This is a genomic window from Sphingomonas sp. BE138, assembly GCF_031456125.1.
Lineage (GTDB): Bacteria > Pseudomonadota > Alphaproteobacteria > Sphingomonadales > Sphingomonadaceae > Sphingomonas.
Map to the genome: position 1 here is coordinate 166,164 of NZ_JAVDUC010000001.1, position 18,030 is coordinate 184,193.

Below are 18,030 nucleotides of genomic sequence, written 5' to 3' on the forward strand. Positions count from 1 at the left end.
GATCAACATTATGCCCCTCGAACAATAAGCAGCATCATAAAAGAGGGACCTTCGTGCAAAATCGCTTTCTTCTTTCCGTCGTTTCCCCACTCGCCCTCATGATGTCGCTTCCCGCCTTTGCGGAAACCAGCCCAGAGCCGGACTCAACTTCCGCCGCCGGCGCCGTACAGGACAAGGATACGATCACGACCGGCGTCGCTAAGGGACGCGATCGTCTGGACAGCGCGACCTCGACCAGCGTCCTGCGTCCCGCCGACATCGAGCGATTCGGCCCACGCTCCGTTGCCGATCTGCTGCGCGACGCGCCCGGCATCCGGTCGGAGGCCTCGACCGATGACGGGCAGAACAGCTTGTCGATCCGCGGGCTGCCGATCGCCACGACCGGCGCCAAGTTCGTGCAGCTCCAGGAGGACGGCCTGCCGATCCTCGAGTTCGGCGACCTGCTGGGCAAGTCGGCGGACAGCTACCTGCGCCTCGACATGAACCTGGCGCAGGTCGAGGTGATCCGCGGCGGCTCGGCATCGACCTTCGCGTCGAACTCGCCCGGCGGCATCATCAACTTCCAGTCCAAGACCGGCGAGGTCGAGGGCGGCGCGATCGCGGTCACCGCCGGGCTCGATTACAAGTCGTATCGCTCGGACTTCGATTACGGCGCGCGATTGAGCGAGAACCTGCGCTTCCACGTCGGCGGCTTCTACCGCCAGGGCGAGGGGCCGCGCCGCGCCGGGTACGACGCGCAGAAGGGCGGCCAGATCAAGGTGAACGTCACGCGTGACTTCGCCGGCGGCTATATCCGCTTCTATGGCAAGTATCTGGACGATCGCACGCCCCATTACGATGCGGTGCCGTTCCTGGCGACCGGCACCGACGCCGATCCCAGCTTCGGCGCGCTGCCCGGCTTCGACGGGCGCCGCGACACCAGCCTGTCGCGCAACATCCGCTCGAACCTGGTGCTGGACCAGAACAACAATCCGGTGCGCCACGACGTGGCCGATGGGCAGCGCGCCAAGGCCGCGACCTTCGGCGTCGAAACCCGCATCGATCTGGCCGGATGGACCATCACCGAACGCTTCCGCTACGCGTCGCAGTCCGGCACGCTGATCGCGCCGTACACCAGTGTGTTCGCGCCCGCGACGGCCGCGTCGCAGCTGCTCGGCGGTCCCGGTGCGCGGCTCAGCTATGCCAACGGTCCGCTGGCCGGGCAGGCGATCGCCGACCCGCAGGGGCTGAACGGCAACGGCCTGCTGACGCTGATCAACATGCTCGACCTGCGGGTCAACGATTTGAACAACTTCACCAACGACATCCGCGGTAGCCGCGTCTGGGACGTCGGTGGCGGCGATCTGACCGGGACTGCCGGCTTCTACGCCGCTCGTCAGACGGTGGACGAAAGCGTGCTGTGGACGACGCAGGTGTCGGACGTGCGCGGCGATGGCCGTGCGGCGCTGATCGACGTGACGACCGCCGCCGGCGTGCCGGTGACGCAGGACGGCTATTACGCCTATAATCTGGCGCTGGTGGGGGGCGGCCGGCGCTTCCACGTCGCGGTCGATTACGCCGTCAACGCGCCCTTCGCCTCGCTGAACTACCACATCGGGCGCGTGGCGATCGGCGGCAGCATCCGCTACGATTACGGCAGCGCGCAGGGACAGGTTGCCGGTGCGAACCTGACCGGCGGTGTCAACACCGTTACCCGCGACATCAACGGCGACGGCGTGATCACCGCACCGGAAACGCGGGTGGGCGTGTTGCCGCAGACGCGGGCGGCGCTGGTCGATTACACGTACAACTACCTCTCCTATTCCACCGGCATCAACTTCCGCATTTCCGAGCCGCTGGCGGTCTTCGCCCGCTACAGCCGAGGTGCGCGCGCGCCCGGCGACCGCCTGCTGGTCGGCGGCGGCGTGAACGCGAACACCGGCAAGCTGGTGCAGGAGCGGGCCGCCTATGATCCCGTCAAGCAGGCCGAGATCGGGGTGAAATATCGTACCGAGCAGGTGACGCTCAACCTGACCGGCTTCTGGGCCAAGACCCAGGACACCAACACCGATCCGGTCATCTCGGCGCTGATCTCGCGCGACTACAAGGCCTATGGGCTCGAGTTCGAAGGCGGGGTGCGCCGCGGAATCTTCCAGTTGAACGGCGGGGCGACCTACACCCATGCCGAGATCGACAAGGATCAGGTGACCCCCGCGCTCGAAGGCAACACGCCGCGGCATCAGGCCAAGTTCATCTTCCAGGCGACGCCGCAGGTGATCACCGGCCGGTTCAGCGTCGGCGCGGTCTTCGTCGGCACCACCGGATCGTTCGCGCAGGACAGCAACCTGCTGCGCATGCCCGGCTACGTGACGACGAACGGCTTCGTGCAGGTCCGCCCCGCGGACCGCCTGACGCTGTCGCTGAACGCCAGCAACCTGTTCGACACGCGCGCCTTCGTCGCGATCGACGACGCGACGTTGCCGGCGTCGGGGATCGTGCGCGGGCGCGTCCTGAACGGTCGCACCGTGTCCGCCACTGCCCGGTTCGACTTCTGACATGGCGGCGGCGCACCACACCGGGCGGTGTCGCGCCGCCGCACCCATCACCCCTGCATCCGGGAAAAGAGACGGCTGATGTTCAAGGCTCTTAGCATTCCGAGGAAGCTGGGCGTATCCTTCCTCGTGATCAACGCTTCCGCGGCGATCATGATGGTCGTCTTCTTCGCGAACGTGTGGATGATCCGCACGGCGACCGCGAACAACAACCACAGCCAGGAAGTCTATGCCAAGGCGTTGACGCTGGAGACGTCGATCCTGCGCGAGAACAGCCAGCTGCGCGGCTATCTGGTGACCGCGGACTCGTCGTACCTGAAGTCGTACAACGAGGCGCGCGACGAGTATGACGAGACCACCGTCGCGCTGGAGAAGCTGCTGCCGGACGAGGCCAAGCGCGACCTGGTGCTGAAGTCGCGGCAGGAAACCGCGAAGTGGCGGCGCGACTGGAGCGACCGGCTGGCCGCGATGGTCAAGGCCGGGCAGCGCGAGGCCGCCGAGCAGGCGGTGCGCGACGCCGGCAAGAAGGTGCTGACCAGCGCGGTGGTCCTGCCGCTGCGCGACCTGCGCGATCAGGAAACCGCCGCGATCGAGCAGAATGCGGCGAAGCAGGAACAGGCGCTGACCACCGCGACGATCGCGCTGGTGCTGGGCGGTCTCGCGCTCATCGGCATCGCGGTCATGTTGCAGATGGCGCTCAGCCGCAGCATCGCGCGTCCGATCACCGCGCTGACGCGGCGGATGGCCGATCTGGCGGCGGGCAAGAACGACGTCGACGTGCCCGATGCGGGCCGCGCCGACGAGCTGGGCGACATGGCGCGCGCGGTGCTGGTCTTCCGCGACGCCGCGCAGGCCAAGCTGACCTCCGATCAGGAGCGCGAGCAGGCGATGCGCGCGATCGGCGACGGGCTGCACCGCCTGTCGGATGCCGACCTGACGGTGCGGCTGGGCGCGCTGCCGGGCTCGTTCGCGGCGCTGGCGCAGGATTTCAACGATGCGGTCGGCAAACTGTCCGACCTGACCTGCAACGTGCGGCGCAGCGTCGAGACGATCAAGCAGAACGCCGACGAGATCAGCCAGTCGGCGCGCGACCTGTCGGCGCGCAGCGAGCAGCAGGCGTCGTCCCTGCGCGAAACCGCAGCGGCAATGGACGAGATCACCGGCACCGTGCGCGAAGGCGCGGCGAACGCGGCGGATGCGAACAAGGCGATGGCCGAGGCACGCGACGCCGCGGAGCACGGCGGCGAGGTCGTCCGGAAGTCGGTCGCGGCGATGAACGGCATCGACCAGGCCAGCCGCGAGATCGCCGACATCATCAGCGTCATCGACGGGATCGCCTTCCAGACCAACCTCCTCGCGCTGAACGCCGGGGTCGAGGCGGCGCGGGCCGGCGAGGCGGGCAAGGGCTTCGCGGTCGTGGCGAGCGAGGTGCGCGCACTGGCGCAGCGCTCCGCCGACGCCGCGTCGGACGTCAAGACGCGCATCATGTCGGCGATCCACCACGTCCAGTCGGGGGTCGAGCTGGTCGATGCGACCGGGCAGGCGCTGCACCGGATCATCGACCGCGTCGGCAGCGTCAGCGTCATCATGGACACGATCGCGCGCAATTCCGACCATCAGGCGCAGAGCCTCGGTCAGGTCAACATCGCGATCAACGAGATGGACGGCGTGACGCAGCAGAACGCCGCGATGGTCGAGGAATCGACCGCCGCCGCCAACCTGCTCGCGCGCGAATCCGAGCAGCTGGCGGGTGCGGTCGCGATCTTCACCGTCGAGGATGCGCCGCTCCGCACCGTCGCCGCCACCCCCGCACCGCGCGCGCGCCACATCACCGCCCCGCCGCGCGCCGTGCGCGCCGCCCCGCGTACGCTCGGCAACACCGCGCTGGCGACCAGCGAGGACGACTGGTCGTCGTTCTGAGCGAAGCCACCGCCCGTCACCCCGCAGAAGGCCGGGGCGACGGGCGACGGGGCGATCCAATCCGTTCGCACTGAGCCTGTCGAAGTGCGTGTTCCAGACGCGGCGCACGATGCACGAGCTTCGACAAGCTCAGCACGAACGGGGGTTGGACCGTTTCGCTACCTCACCCCGTAAACGCTCCGATATCGGCCACCGTCAGCGTCCCCGCCGGTACCGCCGTCGCATCGAAGCGCAGCCGCAGGAAGCGCGCGCGCCGGCCTGCGAACGCCACCCGCTGCGTGGCGAGCGCATAGGCGATGTTCCCGAACTCGCCGGTCGCCGCCGGCGTCCACACCCTTCCGTCGACGCTCGTCTCCGCGACATAGCCGCGCGGCGGCGCGGTATCCTTGGCGATCGTCCGCGATGGCGTCAGGCTGAACCCGGCGAGCGGCAGCGCACGCCCGAGGTCGATCGTGACGCTCGCGGGCGCAGCGACGGTCGGCGCGGGCACCGTCCAGCGCGTCTGCGCATCGCCGTCGATCAGCGCCTCCGCGCCCGCGCCGCTTGCCGCCGCGATCTGCCAGCCGTCGCGCGCGATGATCGTCGGATCGCTCACCTTCGGCGCGGCCACCGCCACCGGCTGCACCTGCCGGAACAGCGCGATCTCGCTGATCGCCGGACAGGCGGGCGCCTCCAGGATCCGCAGCCGCACCCGCCGCGCCGACGACAGCTGCGGCAAGCGCACGATGCGCTGCGCACCGATGCATTCATGCTCGGCGACCGTCTTCCACGCGCCGCCTTCCTCCAGGTCGATCGCGAAGCGCGTGACGCGCACGCCGAGCGGCAGGAACTCGCGCACGCGGATCAGGTCGAACGACCGCCCCGGCGGCAGGTCGAGCGTCAGCGTCGGCGTCGTGTCGCGATCCGGGGTCGACCAATAGGTATCGCGGCGGCCGTCCAGCACGCGCGACGCCGCATACGCCGTACCGCGCTCCGCGCTGGCATGCGCGACCGCGCCCTGCGCCAGGTTTCGCGCATAGGTCGCCGCCTGCGCCTCGCCGAAGCTCCTGAGCACCGCTGCATCGTGATCCGCGATGCGCCCGCGCCGGTCGGGCGGGATGTTCAGGTGCATGTTGGTCCCGCGCGCCACGGACTCGTCGAAATACCGCAGCAGCCGCGCCGGGCTCTTCACCTTCGCATCCTCGTCGGCGTGATAGAACCAGCCGGGGCGGATCGAGGTGTTGGTCTCCGCCGGCCACCACAACGGCGCGCCGCGCACCCCCGAATTGCCTTCCGACTGGACATACGGATGGTCGGGCATCGTCGGCCAGCACGGATCGCCCGCGATGCCGTCCTCGTTGCCGACCCAGCGGATGTCGGCGCCCAGCGGGTCGAAGGTGCACGCCATCGGCTGATGCCGGTGCACCAGCGCGATGATCGACGGCCAGTTGTAGTATTTGGGCGCATCGATCTTCCGCGTCTCGCGCGCGCCGCCGTAATAGCCGTCGCCGCCGTTCGCGCCGTCGAACCAGAATTCGAACAGCTCGCCGTAGCGCGTGCACAACTCCACCACCTGCTTGCGGTAATAATCGATATAGGCCGGGCGCCCGTATTCGGCGTGGTTGCGATCCCATGGCGACAGGTACAATCCGAACGCCAGCCCGGCGCGCCGCGTCGCGCGCTCCATCTCGCCGACGATGTCGCCCTTGCCGTTCTTGTACGGGCTGTTGCGGATGCAATGGTCGGTCAGCATCGTCGGCCACAGGCAGAAGCCGTCGTGATGCTTGGCGGTCAGGATGATCCCGCGCATCCCCCCCGCCTTCGCCGCGCCGACGATCTGGTCGGCGTCGAAATCGCTCGGGTTGAACAGCTTGGGGCTCTCGTCGCCATAACCCCATTCGCGATCGGTGAAGGTGTTGATCGAGAAATGGATGAAGGCATATTGCTCGCGCATATGCCACGCGAGCTGCCGCTTCGACGGCGTCGCCCCCCACGGTGTCGGCGCGGCGGTCCCTTGCGCCAGCGCGGGAAGCGCGGTGGTGGCGGCGCCGGCGGCCAGCAGCGCGCGTCGGGTGAGGTCGGTCATCGATGGCTCCTGAAACAATCGCGCGTCACCCCGGCACCCGTCCGAACGACGGCGGACGGTCCGCCAGCGCGCGCCCGAAGGCCGGGTTCGGCGTCGAGCTCATCGCGAACCGCAACGTACCGCCCTTCACCAGATCGGCATGCGCGATCCAGCTCTTCGTCCACGGTCGCCCGTTCCACGTCACCGCGGTCACATACGGCGTCGCTTCGGTATTCCCCGGCGCCTCGACCACCAGCCGCTTGCCGCCCGGCAGCGCGACCGTCGTGCGCTCGAACAGCGGCGAGCCGAACACATACGCCGCCTCGACCGGATCGACCGGATAGAAGCCGAGCGACGACAGCACGAACCACGCGCTCATCTGCCCGCAATCGTCGTTGCCGATCACGCCGTCGGGATCGTTCCTGTACATCTCGGTGCACAGCCGCCGCACCATCTTCTGCGTCTTCCACGGTGCGCCGGTGAAGGCATAGAGATAGGCGACATGCTGGTCCGGCTCGTTGCCGTGCGCATATTGCCCCACCAGCCCGCTGATGTCGGGCGGCGCGTTCTTGGGCAGGGTGGAGGGCGCGGTGAACAGCGCGTCCAGCTTCGCCTCGAACTTGGCGTCGCCACCCATGTGCGCGATCAGGCCGTATACGTCGTGCTGGTTCAGGAACGTCGCCTGCCAGCCGTTCGCCTCGGTATAATCCCGCCACCAGGGCTTGGGCATATGGCCGAGCTGGATGGGATCGTACGGCGTCCACCAGCTGCCGTCGTCGAACTTCGGTCGCGCGAAGCCGATCGAGGGGTCGATTACGTTGCGCCAGTTGCCCGATCGCTTGAGCAGCCGCGCCGAGTCCGCCGTTGCCCCCGCCGCCGTGGCGAGCTTCGACGCCGCCCAGTCGTCATAGGCATATTCCTGCGTGCGGCTGACGCTCTCGAACCATTTGTCGGCGGGGACATAGCCCTTGGCATCGTACAGGTCGCGGCCCTTGCTGTTGTCGAGGTCGGGGGCGGTGAAATCGAACGAGCGCTTCCGGATCCCCGGCCACGCCGCGGCATAATCGGCGGGGATCCCCTTGGCCTGCGCCTCGGCCAGCACCGGGACGGCGTGCCAGCCGATCATCGTCCCCGTCTCGACGCCCTGCAACGGCCACACCGGCGGGCCATACGGGCTCTGCTGCGTCTGGCGGATCAGGTCGTCGACCAGCGACTTCACGCGATCGGGCGCGACGATCGTCAGCAGCGGATGGAGCGCCCGGTACGTGTCCCACAGCGAATAGGTCGAATAGGCGTGCTGCCCGGCCGGCACGGTGTGCACCTGCCGGTCGAGCCCGACATAGCGCCCGTCGACATCCGAATAGAGCGTCGGGGCCACCATCGCGTGATACAGCGCGCTCGCCATGATCGTGCGCTGGTCGGGTGTCCCGCCCTCGACCGTGATCGCGCCCAGCGCCTCGGCCCAGCGCCGCGCCGCCGCCCGCCGCACGCCGTCGAAGTCGCCACGCGCCGCCTCGGCGTTCAGGTTCGCCCGCGCCCCCGCGACGTCGACCGCCGAGATGCCGCAGCGGATCACGATCGGCGCGGCTCCGGCATCGTCGTAGAACAGCACCGCCTTCACGCGCTTGCCCGCGACACTGGTCGCGCCCTGCGGCTGTGCGGCATCCTCGTCGCCGTAGAAGGCGATGCGATCGGGCTTGCGCGACAGTTGCATCGCGAAATGGATGCGCCGCCCCTTGGCCCAGCGATGGACGCGGCGGCTGCCGGTCAGCACGCCGTCCGTGCCGATGGCCAGGCTGCCGTCGTCGATCAGCGGCGGATTGTCCCATTTGTCCAGGATCATGTGCGCCATGTCGATCAGGATGTGCCCCGCGCCCTTGGGGAAGGTGTAGCGGTGCCAGCCGGTGCGGTCGGTCACGCTCAGCTCGGCCCGCACCCCGCTTTCCAGCGCGACGCGGTAATATCCCGGCTCGGCATGTTCGTCCGAATACCGCTGCCGGTACCCCGCGTCGGGGTTCTCGATCGGCCCGGGCTGCAACTGCACCGGCCCGCGCGTCGGCACCACCAGCACGTCCAGCATGTCGCCGATCCCGGTGCCGGACAGATGCGTGTGGCTGAACCCCATGATCGACCCGTCGCCGTGGTGATAGCCCGAGCAGGTATCCCAGCGCGCGACATCGGTGTCCGGCGACAGCTGCACCATCCCGAACGGCAATGTCGCGCCCGGATAGGTGTGCCCGTCGCCGCCGGTGCCGACGAACAGGTTCGGCGTCGTCCGCGCGGGCCGCGCGGCGAAGGCGGGCAGGGGGGTGACCGCGACGGTGGCGGTGGTCGCGAGCAGCGCGCGGCGGCTGATCATCAGAATGCTTCCTTCAGGATCGCAGGGTTCGTGCGGGCAAGGCGCACGATCAATTCGCCGAACAGGCCGTTGGCCCAGGCGAACCAGTGCCGGGTCCATGTCGTCGGATCGTTCATGTCGAAGCTCTCGTGCATGAACCCGGTACCGGCATCGGTATCGCGCAAGGTCTTCAGGCACGCTCGGATCGTCGCCGCGTCGGTCGTCGACAGTGCGCGGACGATCAGCGACATCGGCCAGATCTGCCCCAGCCCGACGTGCGGCCCGCCGATCCCTTCGCCGGCGCTACCCTTGAAGAAATACGGATTGGCCTCACTCCACGCCGCCGCCTGCGTCCGCCGCCACAGCGCGTCGTCGGGCGCGACGCAGCCGAGATAGGCCAGTCCCGACAGCGACGGCACGTTGGCGTCGTCCATGAACAGCGCGTTGCCGAACCCGTCGACCTCATACGCCCACACCTCGCCGCCGTCGCGCAGCCGCATCGTGCCGTACTGGCGCAGCGCCGCCTCCACCTCGGCGGCCAGCGCGGTGGCGTCGCTGGCGAGCGCCGCGTCGTGCGCCGCCTCGTTCGCGACCGCCGCCAGCTGGCGCAGCGCGGTGACCGCGAACAGGTTCGACGGGATCAGGAACGGATATTGGCACGCGTCGTCCGAGGGGCGGAATCCGGAGACGATCAGCCCCACGGGGCGCATCGGGTTGCCCCAGCCCTCCAGCGGCATCGTCTCGGTATTGCGGTTGGAGGTGCGCAGGAAGCGGTACGGCCCACGCCCGTCCTTGCGCTGCTGCTCGCGAAAGGTGCGGATGCTCGCGCGTGCCGCCTGCGCCCAGGTCGCGTCGAACGGCCGCGCGTCACGCGTCGCCTGCCAGTAACCGTGCGCGAGCCGCATCGGGTAGCACAGCGAGTCGATTTCCCACTTCCGCTCCGCCACCCCGGGCTTCATCTCGGTTTGGTCCTTCAGCGACCATTCGAGCTGCGTCATCGCCCGCGGATCATGCGTATAGGCATTGGCGTAGGGATCGATCAGGATCGACCGCGCCTGCCGCGCGATCAGTCCGCGGAACAGCTCGCCCAGCTTCGGGTCCTCGCGGACGAGGTGCAGGTACGGCGTGACCTGCGCCGAGCTGTCGCGCAGCCACAGCGCGTCGATATCGCCGGTGATGACGAACGCATCGGGCTTGCCGTCGACCGTCGCCATCTTGACGGTGGTGTCGAGCGTGTTGGGATAGCAATTCCCGAACATCCACCGCAGCTTCGGGTCGGCGATCTGCTTCGCCACCCGCGCCAGCTCGCGCTCGACCGCGGGCGAGGTGAAGCGCCGGTCGGCCGGGGCAGGGCGCTTGCTGGCATAGCCGGCGGCGGGCGCAGCGATGGCGGGCGTCGCGGCCAACGCGGCGGTCCCGGCAAGGAAGGCGCGGCGGTCGATGGTCATGCGGGGGTCCTCGATTGGCTGAACATGCCTTCACCCCACCCACCACCGTCACCCCGGCGAAGGCCGGGGCCCAGTCGGGAAGGGCGTCGTAAGGGAGCGCTGCGCGTCGTCATCAACGTTCCGCAGCTGGACCCCGGCCTTCGCCGGGGTGACGAGCAGGAGGTGAGGTCACCACCAACATCACTTCGGCAGCTCCACGTCCTGCCCGGTCACCGCAAACTCGGTCCACTGGCCCGCCGCGCTCCCCGGCTGCCCGCCCCCGATCCACAGGCGATACGCCCCCGGCACGATATGCCGCCGCCCGTTGCGGTCGACGACGCTCATCATCCGCGGATCGATCGTGAACCGCGCGGTCGCGCTCCTGCCCGCACGCAACGGCACCCGCTGGAATCCGACCAGCTGCCGTTGCAGCACCGGCGCGGTGAACCCGCCGCCTGCGACCTTCGGCGGCACCAGATACGCCTGCACCACCTCCTCGCCGTCGCGCGCGCCGCTGTTGGTCACCCGCGCCGAGACGCGCAGCGGCTGCCCGCTCGCGACGCTCGGCGCCGCCGCCACCTGGTCATAACCGAACGTGGTATAGGACAGCCCGTGCCCGAACCCCCACAGCGGGGTGCCGGTGAAGTAGCGATAGGTCCGCTCCTTCATGCCGTAGTCGACGAACGCCGGCAGGTCGGTCGTCGCCTTGTAGAAGGTTATTGGCAGCCGCCCCGACGGATTGACCGCGCCCGACAGCACGTCGGCCAGCGCCGTCCCGCCCGCCTCGCCCGGATACCACAATTCCACCACCGCATCGGCCGCCCCGGGATCGACCGCCACCGCACTCCCGCTCGCCAGCACCAGCACAACCGGCTTGCCCGTGGCCTTCAGCGCGCCGAGCAGCCGTTGTTGCGCGAACGGCAGCGCGATGTCGCTGCGGTCGCCGCCGACGAAGCCGGGCACCTGCACCTGCAACGCCTCGCCCTCCAGATCGGGCGACAGCCCGCCGACCATCACCACCACGTCCGACGCCTGCGCCGCCTTCACCGCCTCCGCGATCAACGGCGCCTCGGGCGGCAGCCACAGCAGCCGGAACGTCTCGTCCTGGCTCGCATGGTTCAGCACCAGTTCCAGCGGCTGCGCGCGTCCATCGCTGTCCCATGCGATCTCGACCCGCCCCCTGGACAGCGCGCCGTCGTGCAGCACCCGGCCGCCCAGCGACAGCGTCGCGGTGTCGTGGGTGCTGCAATCCTTCCAGCATTGCGCCTGATCCAGCACCAGCCGGTACGCGCCCGGCCCCGGCGGGGTCAGCGTGCCCGTCCAGCGCGCGACATAGCCCTGCACCGGCAGCCCCGGCGCCGGCGGCACCCGCGTTAGGTCGAGGTCGACCCGCCGCTCCGCCCGCCGCAACACCTCGCGCCCGTCGACGCTGTAGCTGGCGGTCAGTCCCGTCAGCGCCGTCTCGGGCAACACCACCGGCGCGCCGTCCGCCAGCACCGATCCCTGCGCATAGGTCACATCCGCGAACCGCCGCCGCAGCCCCTCCAGCGGCGTCACCGGCGCCACCGCGGTGCCGTGGTAATTGCCCTGCAACACCCCCAGATCGTCGGCGTTGGCGCCGATCACGGCCAGCTTCGTGCCCGTCGCCAGCGGCAGCCGCTGGTTGTGGTTCTGGAGCAGCACGATCGCCTTGCGCGCCGCCTCCAGCGCCAGCGCGCGGTGAGCGGGCGTGTTCACCGCATCCGCCTTCACCGACGCCCACGGGCTGGTCGCCCCGAACGCGATCCCCAGCCGCCGCCGCGCCTCCAGCGAGCGGGCGAGCGCGGTATCCACCTCCGCCTCGCTCACCAGCCCGCGCTTCACCGCCTCGGGCAGGGCGGCATAGGTGTTCCCGCAATTCAGGTCGTTCCCGCCCCTGATCGCCGCGGCCGCGGCGGCGGCGGCATCCAGGCGATAGTGATGGAACAGGTGGATGTTCGCCACCGCGTCGCAATCCGACACGGTGAAGCCCGTGAAGCCCCAGTCGCGCCGCACCCGGTCGTTGAGCAACATGCCCGACGCGCACGCCGGCGTTCCCAGGATCGAGTTATAGGCGCACATCAGCGACTGCGCCTTGCCCTGCGTCACCGCCATCCGGAACGCGGGCAGGTACGTCGCCTCCAGATCCTGCGGGCTGGGATCGACGTCGAACCCGTCGCGCCCCGCCTCCGGCCCGCTGTGCACCGCCAGATGCTTCGGCGTGGCGATCACCTTGGGGTGCAGCGGGTCCGGCCCTTGCAGGCCGGTGACGAACGCCACCCCCATGCTGCCGGTCAGATACGGGTCCTCGCCATAGGTTTCCTGCCCGCGGCCCCAGCGCGGATCGCGGAAGATGTTGATATTCGGCGACCAGATCGTCAGCCCTTCGTAGATGCGCCGGTCCGCGCCCACAGGGTTCGCGTTGAACTTCGCGCGCGCCTCGGTCGCGACCACGTCGCCGATGCGATGGACCAGCGGCGCATCCCACGTCGCCGCCATCCCGATCGCCTGCGGGAACACCGTCGCATGGCCGTTGCGCGCCAGGCCGTGCAGCCCTTCGTTCCACCAGTCGTAGGCGGGCAGCCCGGCCTTCGCGTCCGCCGGCGCCGTGCTCTGCAATTGCGCGGCCTTTTCCTCGATCGTCATCGTCGCGACCGTCGCCGCGACCGGATCGGCGGCGGCGCTCGCCAGCAGCAACCAGATCATTTGCGTCCTCCCAGCGAGCGCAGCGTCAACGCGCGCCGCAATTGTGCCGGCGTCGCCGGCGACGCCACGGTGATCGTCCGGCGCTCGCCCGGCAACAGGTCGAAGCCGTCGTCGGACGGCCGCGCCGATACCGCGCCGAAATCGAGCATCACCGCGCGGGCGAGGCGGGTGGCGGTGATCGTCACCGTCCGCCCGTCCCACCGCGCCGACAGCCCCGGATCGGGCCAGCGCACGTCCTTCGGCAGCACGCGCTCGACGATGCGGCGATCGACCACCCGGTCGCCGATCGACAATTCGGCGAGCACGACACTGTCCTTCGGATCGGTCATCCCGAACATCTCGGCATCGGGCAGCGTCGCCACCTCGGTTGCGGACAGCGGCGCGAGCGTCACCGCGCCGCTACGCTCGTCGATCACATGACCATCGGTGCGCAGCGCGCGCACCCGCCAGACCGCCGCCACCGGCGCGGTCGCATCCGAGACCAGGGCGACCCGCGTCGCGCCGTCGCCGGACCCGCCCGTGTGCTCAGCGACGATCACCTGATCCGCGAAGAAGCGCCGGGCGGCATGATGCAGCAGCTTCCACCGCCCGTCATAATCGATGCTCGACCACGAGATCGCCGGCCACGTGTCATTCAACTGCCAGTACAGCGATCCCATCGTCACCGGACGGCACGCGCGCTGGTGCAGCGCCGCCATCTCGATCGCCTGCGCCTGATTGACCTGGCTCAGATAGACGTAGTCCGCCAGCCCCCGGGGCTCGCCCAGCCGCTCGCGGATGTAGAACAGCAGCCGGTCGTTGCCTTCGCCCGCCAGGAATTTCTGGTGCGCCTTCATCACCGCGTCGGTCGGCGACACGTCCAGCGTCCCCGCAAAGTCCCTGATTGTCGCGAGGTCCGGCATCGCCTGGAACCCGTATTCGGACATGAAGCGCGGGCAGGAGTTCAAATAATTCGCGACCGGCTTCGACCCCGACCATACGTCCCAGAAATGCCGGTCCCCCGCCGCATCGGTATCGACCGGGCCGTCGTAATCGGTCGACGGCGACCCCGGCCAATAGGGCACCGCCGGATCGAAGTCGCGCACCGCCTGCCGCAGCACGCCGTCGAACAGCACCGCCATCCCGGCGCCGATCCGCTCCTGTGCGTCCGCACCGACCGCCTTCTTGAACGCCTTGCGATCCGACCAGTTCTCCCAGCCGGACAGCACTTCGTTCCCGCCCGCCCACAGCACGATCGACGGGTGGCCGGCGACGCGCGCGACCTGCTGCTCGGCCTCGATCCGCACGTTCTCGCGGAACGCCGCGTCCGGCGGGGTCACCGCGCCCCCGAACATGAAGTCCGACCAGATCATCAGCCCCAGTTCGTCGGCGGCGTCGAAGAACGCGTCAGGCAGGTAATAACCGCCGCCCCAGATGCGGATCATGTTCATATGAACCGATGTCGCGTCGGTCAGGATTGCGCGCATCTTCTCCGCCGTCACGCGCGCGGGGAAATTGTCGAACGGGATCAGGTTGGCGCCCTTGGCGAAGATCGGCGTGCCGTTCACCCTGAACCCGAACGCGCCCCGATCCTGACCAGCGCCCCCGCGGATCAACTCCACGGTCCGCAACCCGATGCGCCGCTCCGCCCGGTCGCTGTCGACGCCGTTCTCGACCAGCGTCCCCGCCACCCGGTACAGCGGCTGCGCGCCATAACCGACCGGCTGCCAGCGCTGCGGCTGCGCGATCGTCAGCGGCACCGTGACGCGATTGTCGCCCGCCGCCAGCATGACCCGCTGCTCGGCGGTCACCACCATGCCGTCCGGACCGGTGACGGCTGCGCGCACCAGCGCGGGGCCGCTGCGATCCGCGACGACGTCGAATTTCGTGTCCAGCCGCGCCTCGGCTTCGTTCAGCGCGACCTGCTCGACGCGCAGCATCGCCAGCCGCGCATCGTCCCACGCCTCCAGCCGCATCGGCTGCGTCGGCCCGATGTTGATGATCCGCGGCCCCCAGTCCCAGCTCCAGTCGTACTTGGGCTTGCGGATGTAGGGCGAGGTCTGCTTGCCCTTGGGCTCGTCGCCGAACGCGGAATCATATTCGCCCGGCAGCGGATGGGCCTCGGTCAGCACCTTCGGCTGCATCGTCCTGATCGGCGACGCGAAGGTGAGGGTGATCGTGTTCTTCCCCGCCGTCAGGAAGCGTTTGGCATCGACGCGCCACTGCCGGTGCGCGTTGTCGGTGCGCAGCACCTCCTGCCCGTTGACCGCGACGATCGCGAACGTGTCCAGCGCGTCGAAGACGAGGTCGAGGTGATCGCGCGCCAGCTGCGCAGGCGTCAGCGTCAGCGTGCGCTGATACTGCCATCCGGTCAGCCCGGCCCATTGGATCGCCGCTTCGTTGGTGCCCTTGAAGGGATCGGGCACCTGTTTCGTCGCGATCAACGCCTGCTGCACGCTGCCAGTCACCGTCGCGGCAAACCATGTCGCCGCGCGCGGATGCGCCCTGGCCGCCGCCGCGTCCTGCGGGTCGATCCGCACCTGCCATCCGCTATCCAGCGCGGTCACCGTCTTCGGCGCCGCGACCGCCGCGGTCGAGGCGAGCAGCAACGGCAGCGCCAGCCACTTCATCGGCGCCGCTCCGTCAATTGCACGCTGGCGACCGCGTAATAGGGATCGCCGAGCGGGGCGGTGAACTGAAGGCAAAGGTCCTGATCCCCGGTCGTCTTCGGCAGCGTGCCGGTAAAGGTGAAGGTTTGCGGCGCGGTGGCCGGATCGGGTAGCGGAAAGGTGCCGATCGGCACGGGTCTGGCGTTCCTGGCTGCGGCCTGCTGACCGTTCGTCGACCCATTGAACGGCCCATTGACCGGAGCCGTGCAGCCGATCTGCACCAGCAACTCGCCGTGCGGCGACACCGGATAATAGTCGCGCAGCTTCGCCTGATCGTGCCCCAGCGCCCAGTTGCGCGCCAGCCGCGTCACCTCGACCGAGTAGCTGCCGGCCACGTCCAGCGGCGCGGCGGGATAGACCGCGCAGGTGTTGAACAAATTCAGGTTGAACGCGGGCGTCCGCTCGGGCGCGTCCGGGGTCAGCGGCACGCGCAACCCGAACGGCGTGCCCGCGCACGGCACCAGCGCACCGTTGCCGCGCGTCAGCAGCGCACGACGCGACGTATCGAACTGCCGCACCGCCGCGGTCGCGACGCCTGCAGCATCGAAGGCGGCGGCGCGCACCACCGTACCCGGCGTCAGCGACAATGGTGCGCGATAGGCGCGCGACCGGGCGGTCGGCGCGCTGCCGTCGGTCGTGTAGCGGATCGTCCCGTACCCGCTCTGCGTGGCGAGCGTCAGCGGCACGCGGTTCGCGCGCAGCGCATCGCCGCGGCTGCCCGCGATCGTGAAATCGACCGCGAACGCGCTGTCCGCGACATCCATCCCCGCACCGGTCCAGCGCGCCGACTGCTGCCGCACCCGTGGCAGGAACCCTTTCAGGTCGCGCTTGTCCTTCGCCGACCAGGTGATTTCGGCGATCGCGGCCGCGCGCGGGAAGATGTGGAACTGCACCGCCGCCGGCGTGACCAGATACTCGCTCCACACATTGCCTTGCGCGCCCAGCACATGGTGTGCGCGGTCGGCCGGGATGCCCGCCGGGATCGGCTCATAGCCATAGACGTCGGCCAGCGAGCTGACGACATTCTGCCCCGGCACCTCGCTGGCCAGGTTGCTCTGCACGCGGTCGAGGTACAGCGGCGTGCCCGGCGACAGCACCACGTCATGCCCCTGGTTGGCGGCGGCGATCGCGCCCTGCTCGCCGCGCCACGACATGATCGACGCCGATGCGGGCAGGCCGCCCTCCAGGATCTCGTCCCAGCCGATCAGCCGCCGGCCCTTGGTCTGCAGATAGGCGCCGAATTGGTCGATCATCCAGCTTTGCAGCGCTTCCTCGTTCGCCAGCCCCAGCGCCTTGATCTGCGCCTGCACCGCCGCGCTGCGCTGCCATTGGTCCTTCAGCGCCTCGTCGCCGCCGAGATGGACGTAGGTGCCCGGGAAGACGTCGGTCAGCTCGTCGAGCACCGCCTTGACGAACGCGATTCCCTCCGGCCCCGGATTGAAGAGGTACGGCTCGATCCCCCAGCGGTTGCCGACCGGCGGCTTGTCGCCGAGGATGCCGAGCTCGGGATAGGCCGAAACCAACGCGGTCGCATGGCCGGGCAGATCGATCTCGGGCACGATCGTCACGTTGCGCTCGGCGGCATAGGCGACCAGCGCCCGCAACGCGTCCTGCGTATAGAAACCGCCGACGCGCGTGGCGGGGGCGGGTCCGCCGATCGACGGCGGCGTCCGCCACGCGCCGACCTCGGTCAGCTTCGGATAGCGCTTCACCTCGAACCGCCAGCCCTGATCGTCGGTCAGATGCAGGTGCAGCGTGTTGAGCTTCACCGCCGCCATCTGGTCGACGATCCGCCGCAGCTCCGCCATCGGCAGGACGTGCCGCGCCGGATCGATCATCAACCCGCGCCACCCGAAACGTGGGCCGTCGTCGATCGTCATCGCCGGCACGCGCACCGGGCGCCCGACCTGCGCGTCGGGGGTCAAGAGCTGCGCGACGGTCATCGCGCCGTTCAGGAAGCCCGCCGGTGTGCCCGCGCGCACCCGGATGGCATCCCTGGCGACGATGATCCGATAGTCTTCTGCCCCGGGGCTGCTATTTTCGCGCTCGAAGCGGATCCGGGCGACACCGTCGGTGATCGCCAGCGACAACCCGCGTGTCGCCTTCACATGCTCGATGAGCACCTTGGCGGCCCCCGAAGCCTCCGGAACCGCACCGATCGTGGCCCCGTCCGCCACCGTGATGCTCCCCGCACCCCGCACGATCGACCGCGGCAGCGGCAGCAGCGACTGCGCAAAGCCCGGAACGGCGAGGCACGTCAGCGAGAATGCGGCCATTCCGGTCTTCATGCGGCGGCGCATCGCAGCTCCTTGGTTCTGTTTTGGTATTGGGCACATCATGCCGCCCGCCACCGCCCGCGTCCATGCCGCAGCTCAAAAAAAATGGGCCCCCGCGATCT

At 69.4% G+C, this 18,030-nt stretch carries 8 protein-coding genes; 2 read left to right on the forward strand and 6 right to left on the reverse strand.

The window, feature by feature from the left end; translation table 11 throughout:
* Positions 1 to 98 precede the first annotated feature (98 nt).
* Together J2Y58_RS00780 and J2Y58_RS00785 are read left to right on the forward strand one after the other, a co-directional pair.
* Positions 99 to 2,534, forward strand: a complete 2,436-nt coding sequence (locus J2Y58_RS00780) for a TonB-dependent receptor domain-containing protein (RefSeq protein ID WP_310097222.1) — start codon at positions 99 to 101, stop codon at positions 2,532 to 2,534.
* Positions 2,535 to 2,612: 78 nt separating this feature from the next.
* Positions 2,613 to 4,451 (forward strand): methyl-accepting chemotaxis protein, encoded by a 1,839-nt coding sequence (locus J2Y58_RS00785; RefSeq protein ID WP_310097225.1) that lies wholly within the window; start codon positions 2,613 to 2,615, stop codon positions 4,449 to 4,451.
* Between the two features lie 163 nt (positions 4,452 to 4,614).
* Here the strand turns inward: J2Y58_RS00785 and J2Y58_RS00790 are convergent, their stop codons facing one another.
* The 6 genes from J2Y58_RS00790 to J2Y58_RS00815 form a co-directional block, all read right to left on the reverse strand.
* The gene (locus J2Y58_RS00790) at positions 4,615 to 6,516 is read right to left on the reverse strand and encodes an alpha-L-fucosidase (RefSeq protein WP_310097228.1); all 1,902 of its coding nucleotides are present in this window, start codon (positions 6,514 to 6,516) and stop codon (positions 4,615 to 4,617) included.
* Positions 6,517 to 6,541: 25 nt separating this feature from the next.
* On the reverse strand, positions 6,542 to 8,854 hold the full coding sequence (locus J2Y58_RS00795) for a GH92 family glycosyl hydrolase (protein WP_310097231.1): 2,313 nt from the start codon (positions 8,852 to 8,854) through the stop codon (positions 6,542 to 6,544).
* Complete coding sequence (locus J2Y58_RS00800) at positions 8,854 to 10,281, reverse strand: glycoside hydrolase family 125 protein (protein WP_310097233.1); 1,428 nt, start codon at positions 10,279 to 10,281, stop codon at positions 8,854 to 8,856. The genes J2Y58_RS00795 and J2Y58_RS00800 overlap by 1 nt, the downstream gene beginning before the upstream one ends.
* 180 nt (positions 10,282 to 10,461) lie before the next feature.
* Positions 10,462 to 12,984, reverse strand: a complete 2,523-nt coding sequence (locus tag J2Y58_RS00805) for a glycoside hydrolase family 3 C-terminal domain-containing protein (RefSeq protein ID WP_310097237.1) — start codon at positions 12,982 to 12,984, stop codon at positions 10,462 to 10,464.
* The gene (locus tag J2Y58_RS00810) at positions 12,981 to 15,593 is read right to left on the reverse strand and encodes a glycosyl hydrolase 2 galactose-binding domain-containing protein (protein WP_310097240.1); all 2,613 of its coding nucleotides are present in this window, start codon (positions 15,591 to 15,593) and stop codon (positions 12,981 to 12,983) included. Before J2Y58_RS00810 ends, J2Y58_RS00805 begins: the two co-directional genes overlap by 4 nt.
* A complete protein-coding gene (locus tag J2Y58_RS00815; RefSeq protein WP_310097243.1) occupies positions 15,590 to 17,932 on the reverse strand; it encodes a family 20 glycosylhydrolase in 2,343 nt (780 codons plus the stop codon). The genes J2Y58_RS00810 and J2Y58_RS00815 overlap by 4 nt, the downstream gene beginning before the upstream one ends.
* Between the last annotated feature and the right edge of the window lie 98 nt (positions 17,933 to 18,030).

What these genes read in the sequence shown, in the direction of transcription:
- J2Y58_RS00790 (WP_310097228.1), bottom strand. Translation starts at nt 6,516, where the DNA reads ATGACCGACCTCACCCGACGCGCGCTGCTGGCCGCCGGCGCCGCCACC.
- J2Y58_RS00815 (WP_310097243.1), bottom strand. Translation starts at nt 17,932, where the DNA reads ATGCGCCGCCGCATGAAGACCGGAATGGCCGCATTCTCGCTGACGTGC.
- J2Y58_RS00810 (WP_310097240.1), bottom strand. Translation starts at nt 15,593, where the DNA reads ATGAAGTGGCTGGCGCTGCCGTTGCTGCTCGCCTCGACCGCGGCGGTC.
- J2Y58_RS00795 (WP_310097231.1), bottom strand. Translation starts at nt 8,854, where the DNA reads ATGATCAGCCGCCGCGCGCTGCTCGCGACCACCGCCACCGTCGCGGTC.
- J2Y58_RS00785 (WP_310097225.1), top strand. Translation starts at nt 2,613, where the DNA reads ATGTTCAAGGCTCTTAGCATTCCGAGGAAGCTGGGCGTATCCTTCCTC.
- J2Y58_RS00805 (WP_310097237.1), bottom strand. Translation starts at nt 12,984, where the DNA reads ATGATCTGGTTGCTGCTGGCGAGCGCCGCCGCCGATCCGGTCGCGGCG.
- J2Y58_RS00780 (WP_310097222.1), top strand. Translation starts at nt 99, where the DNA reads ATGATGTCGCTTCCCGCCTTTGCGGAAACCAGCCCAGAGCCGGACTCA.
- J2Y58_RS00800 (WP_310097233.1), bottom strand. Translation starts at nt 10,281, where the DNA reads ATGACCATCGACCGCCGCGCCTTCCTTGCCGGGACCGCCGCGTTGGCC.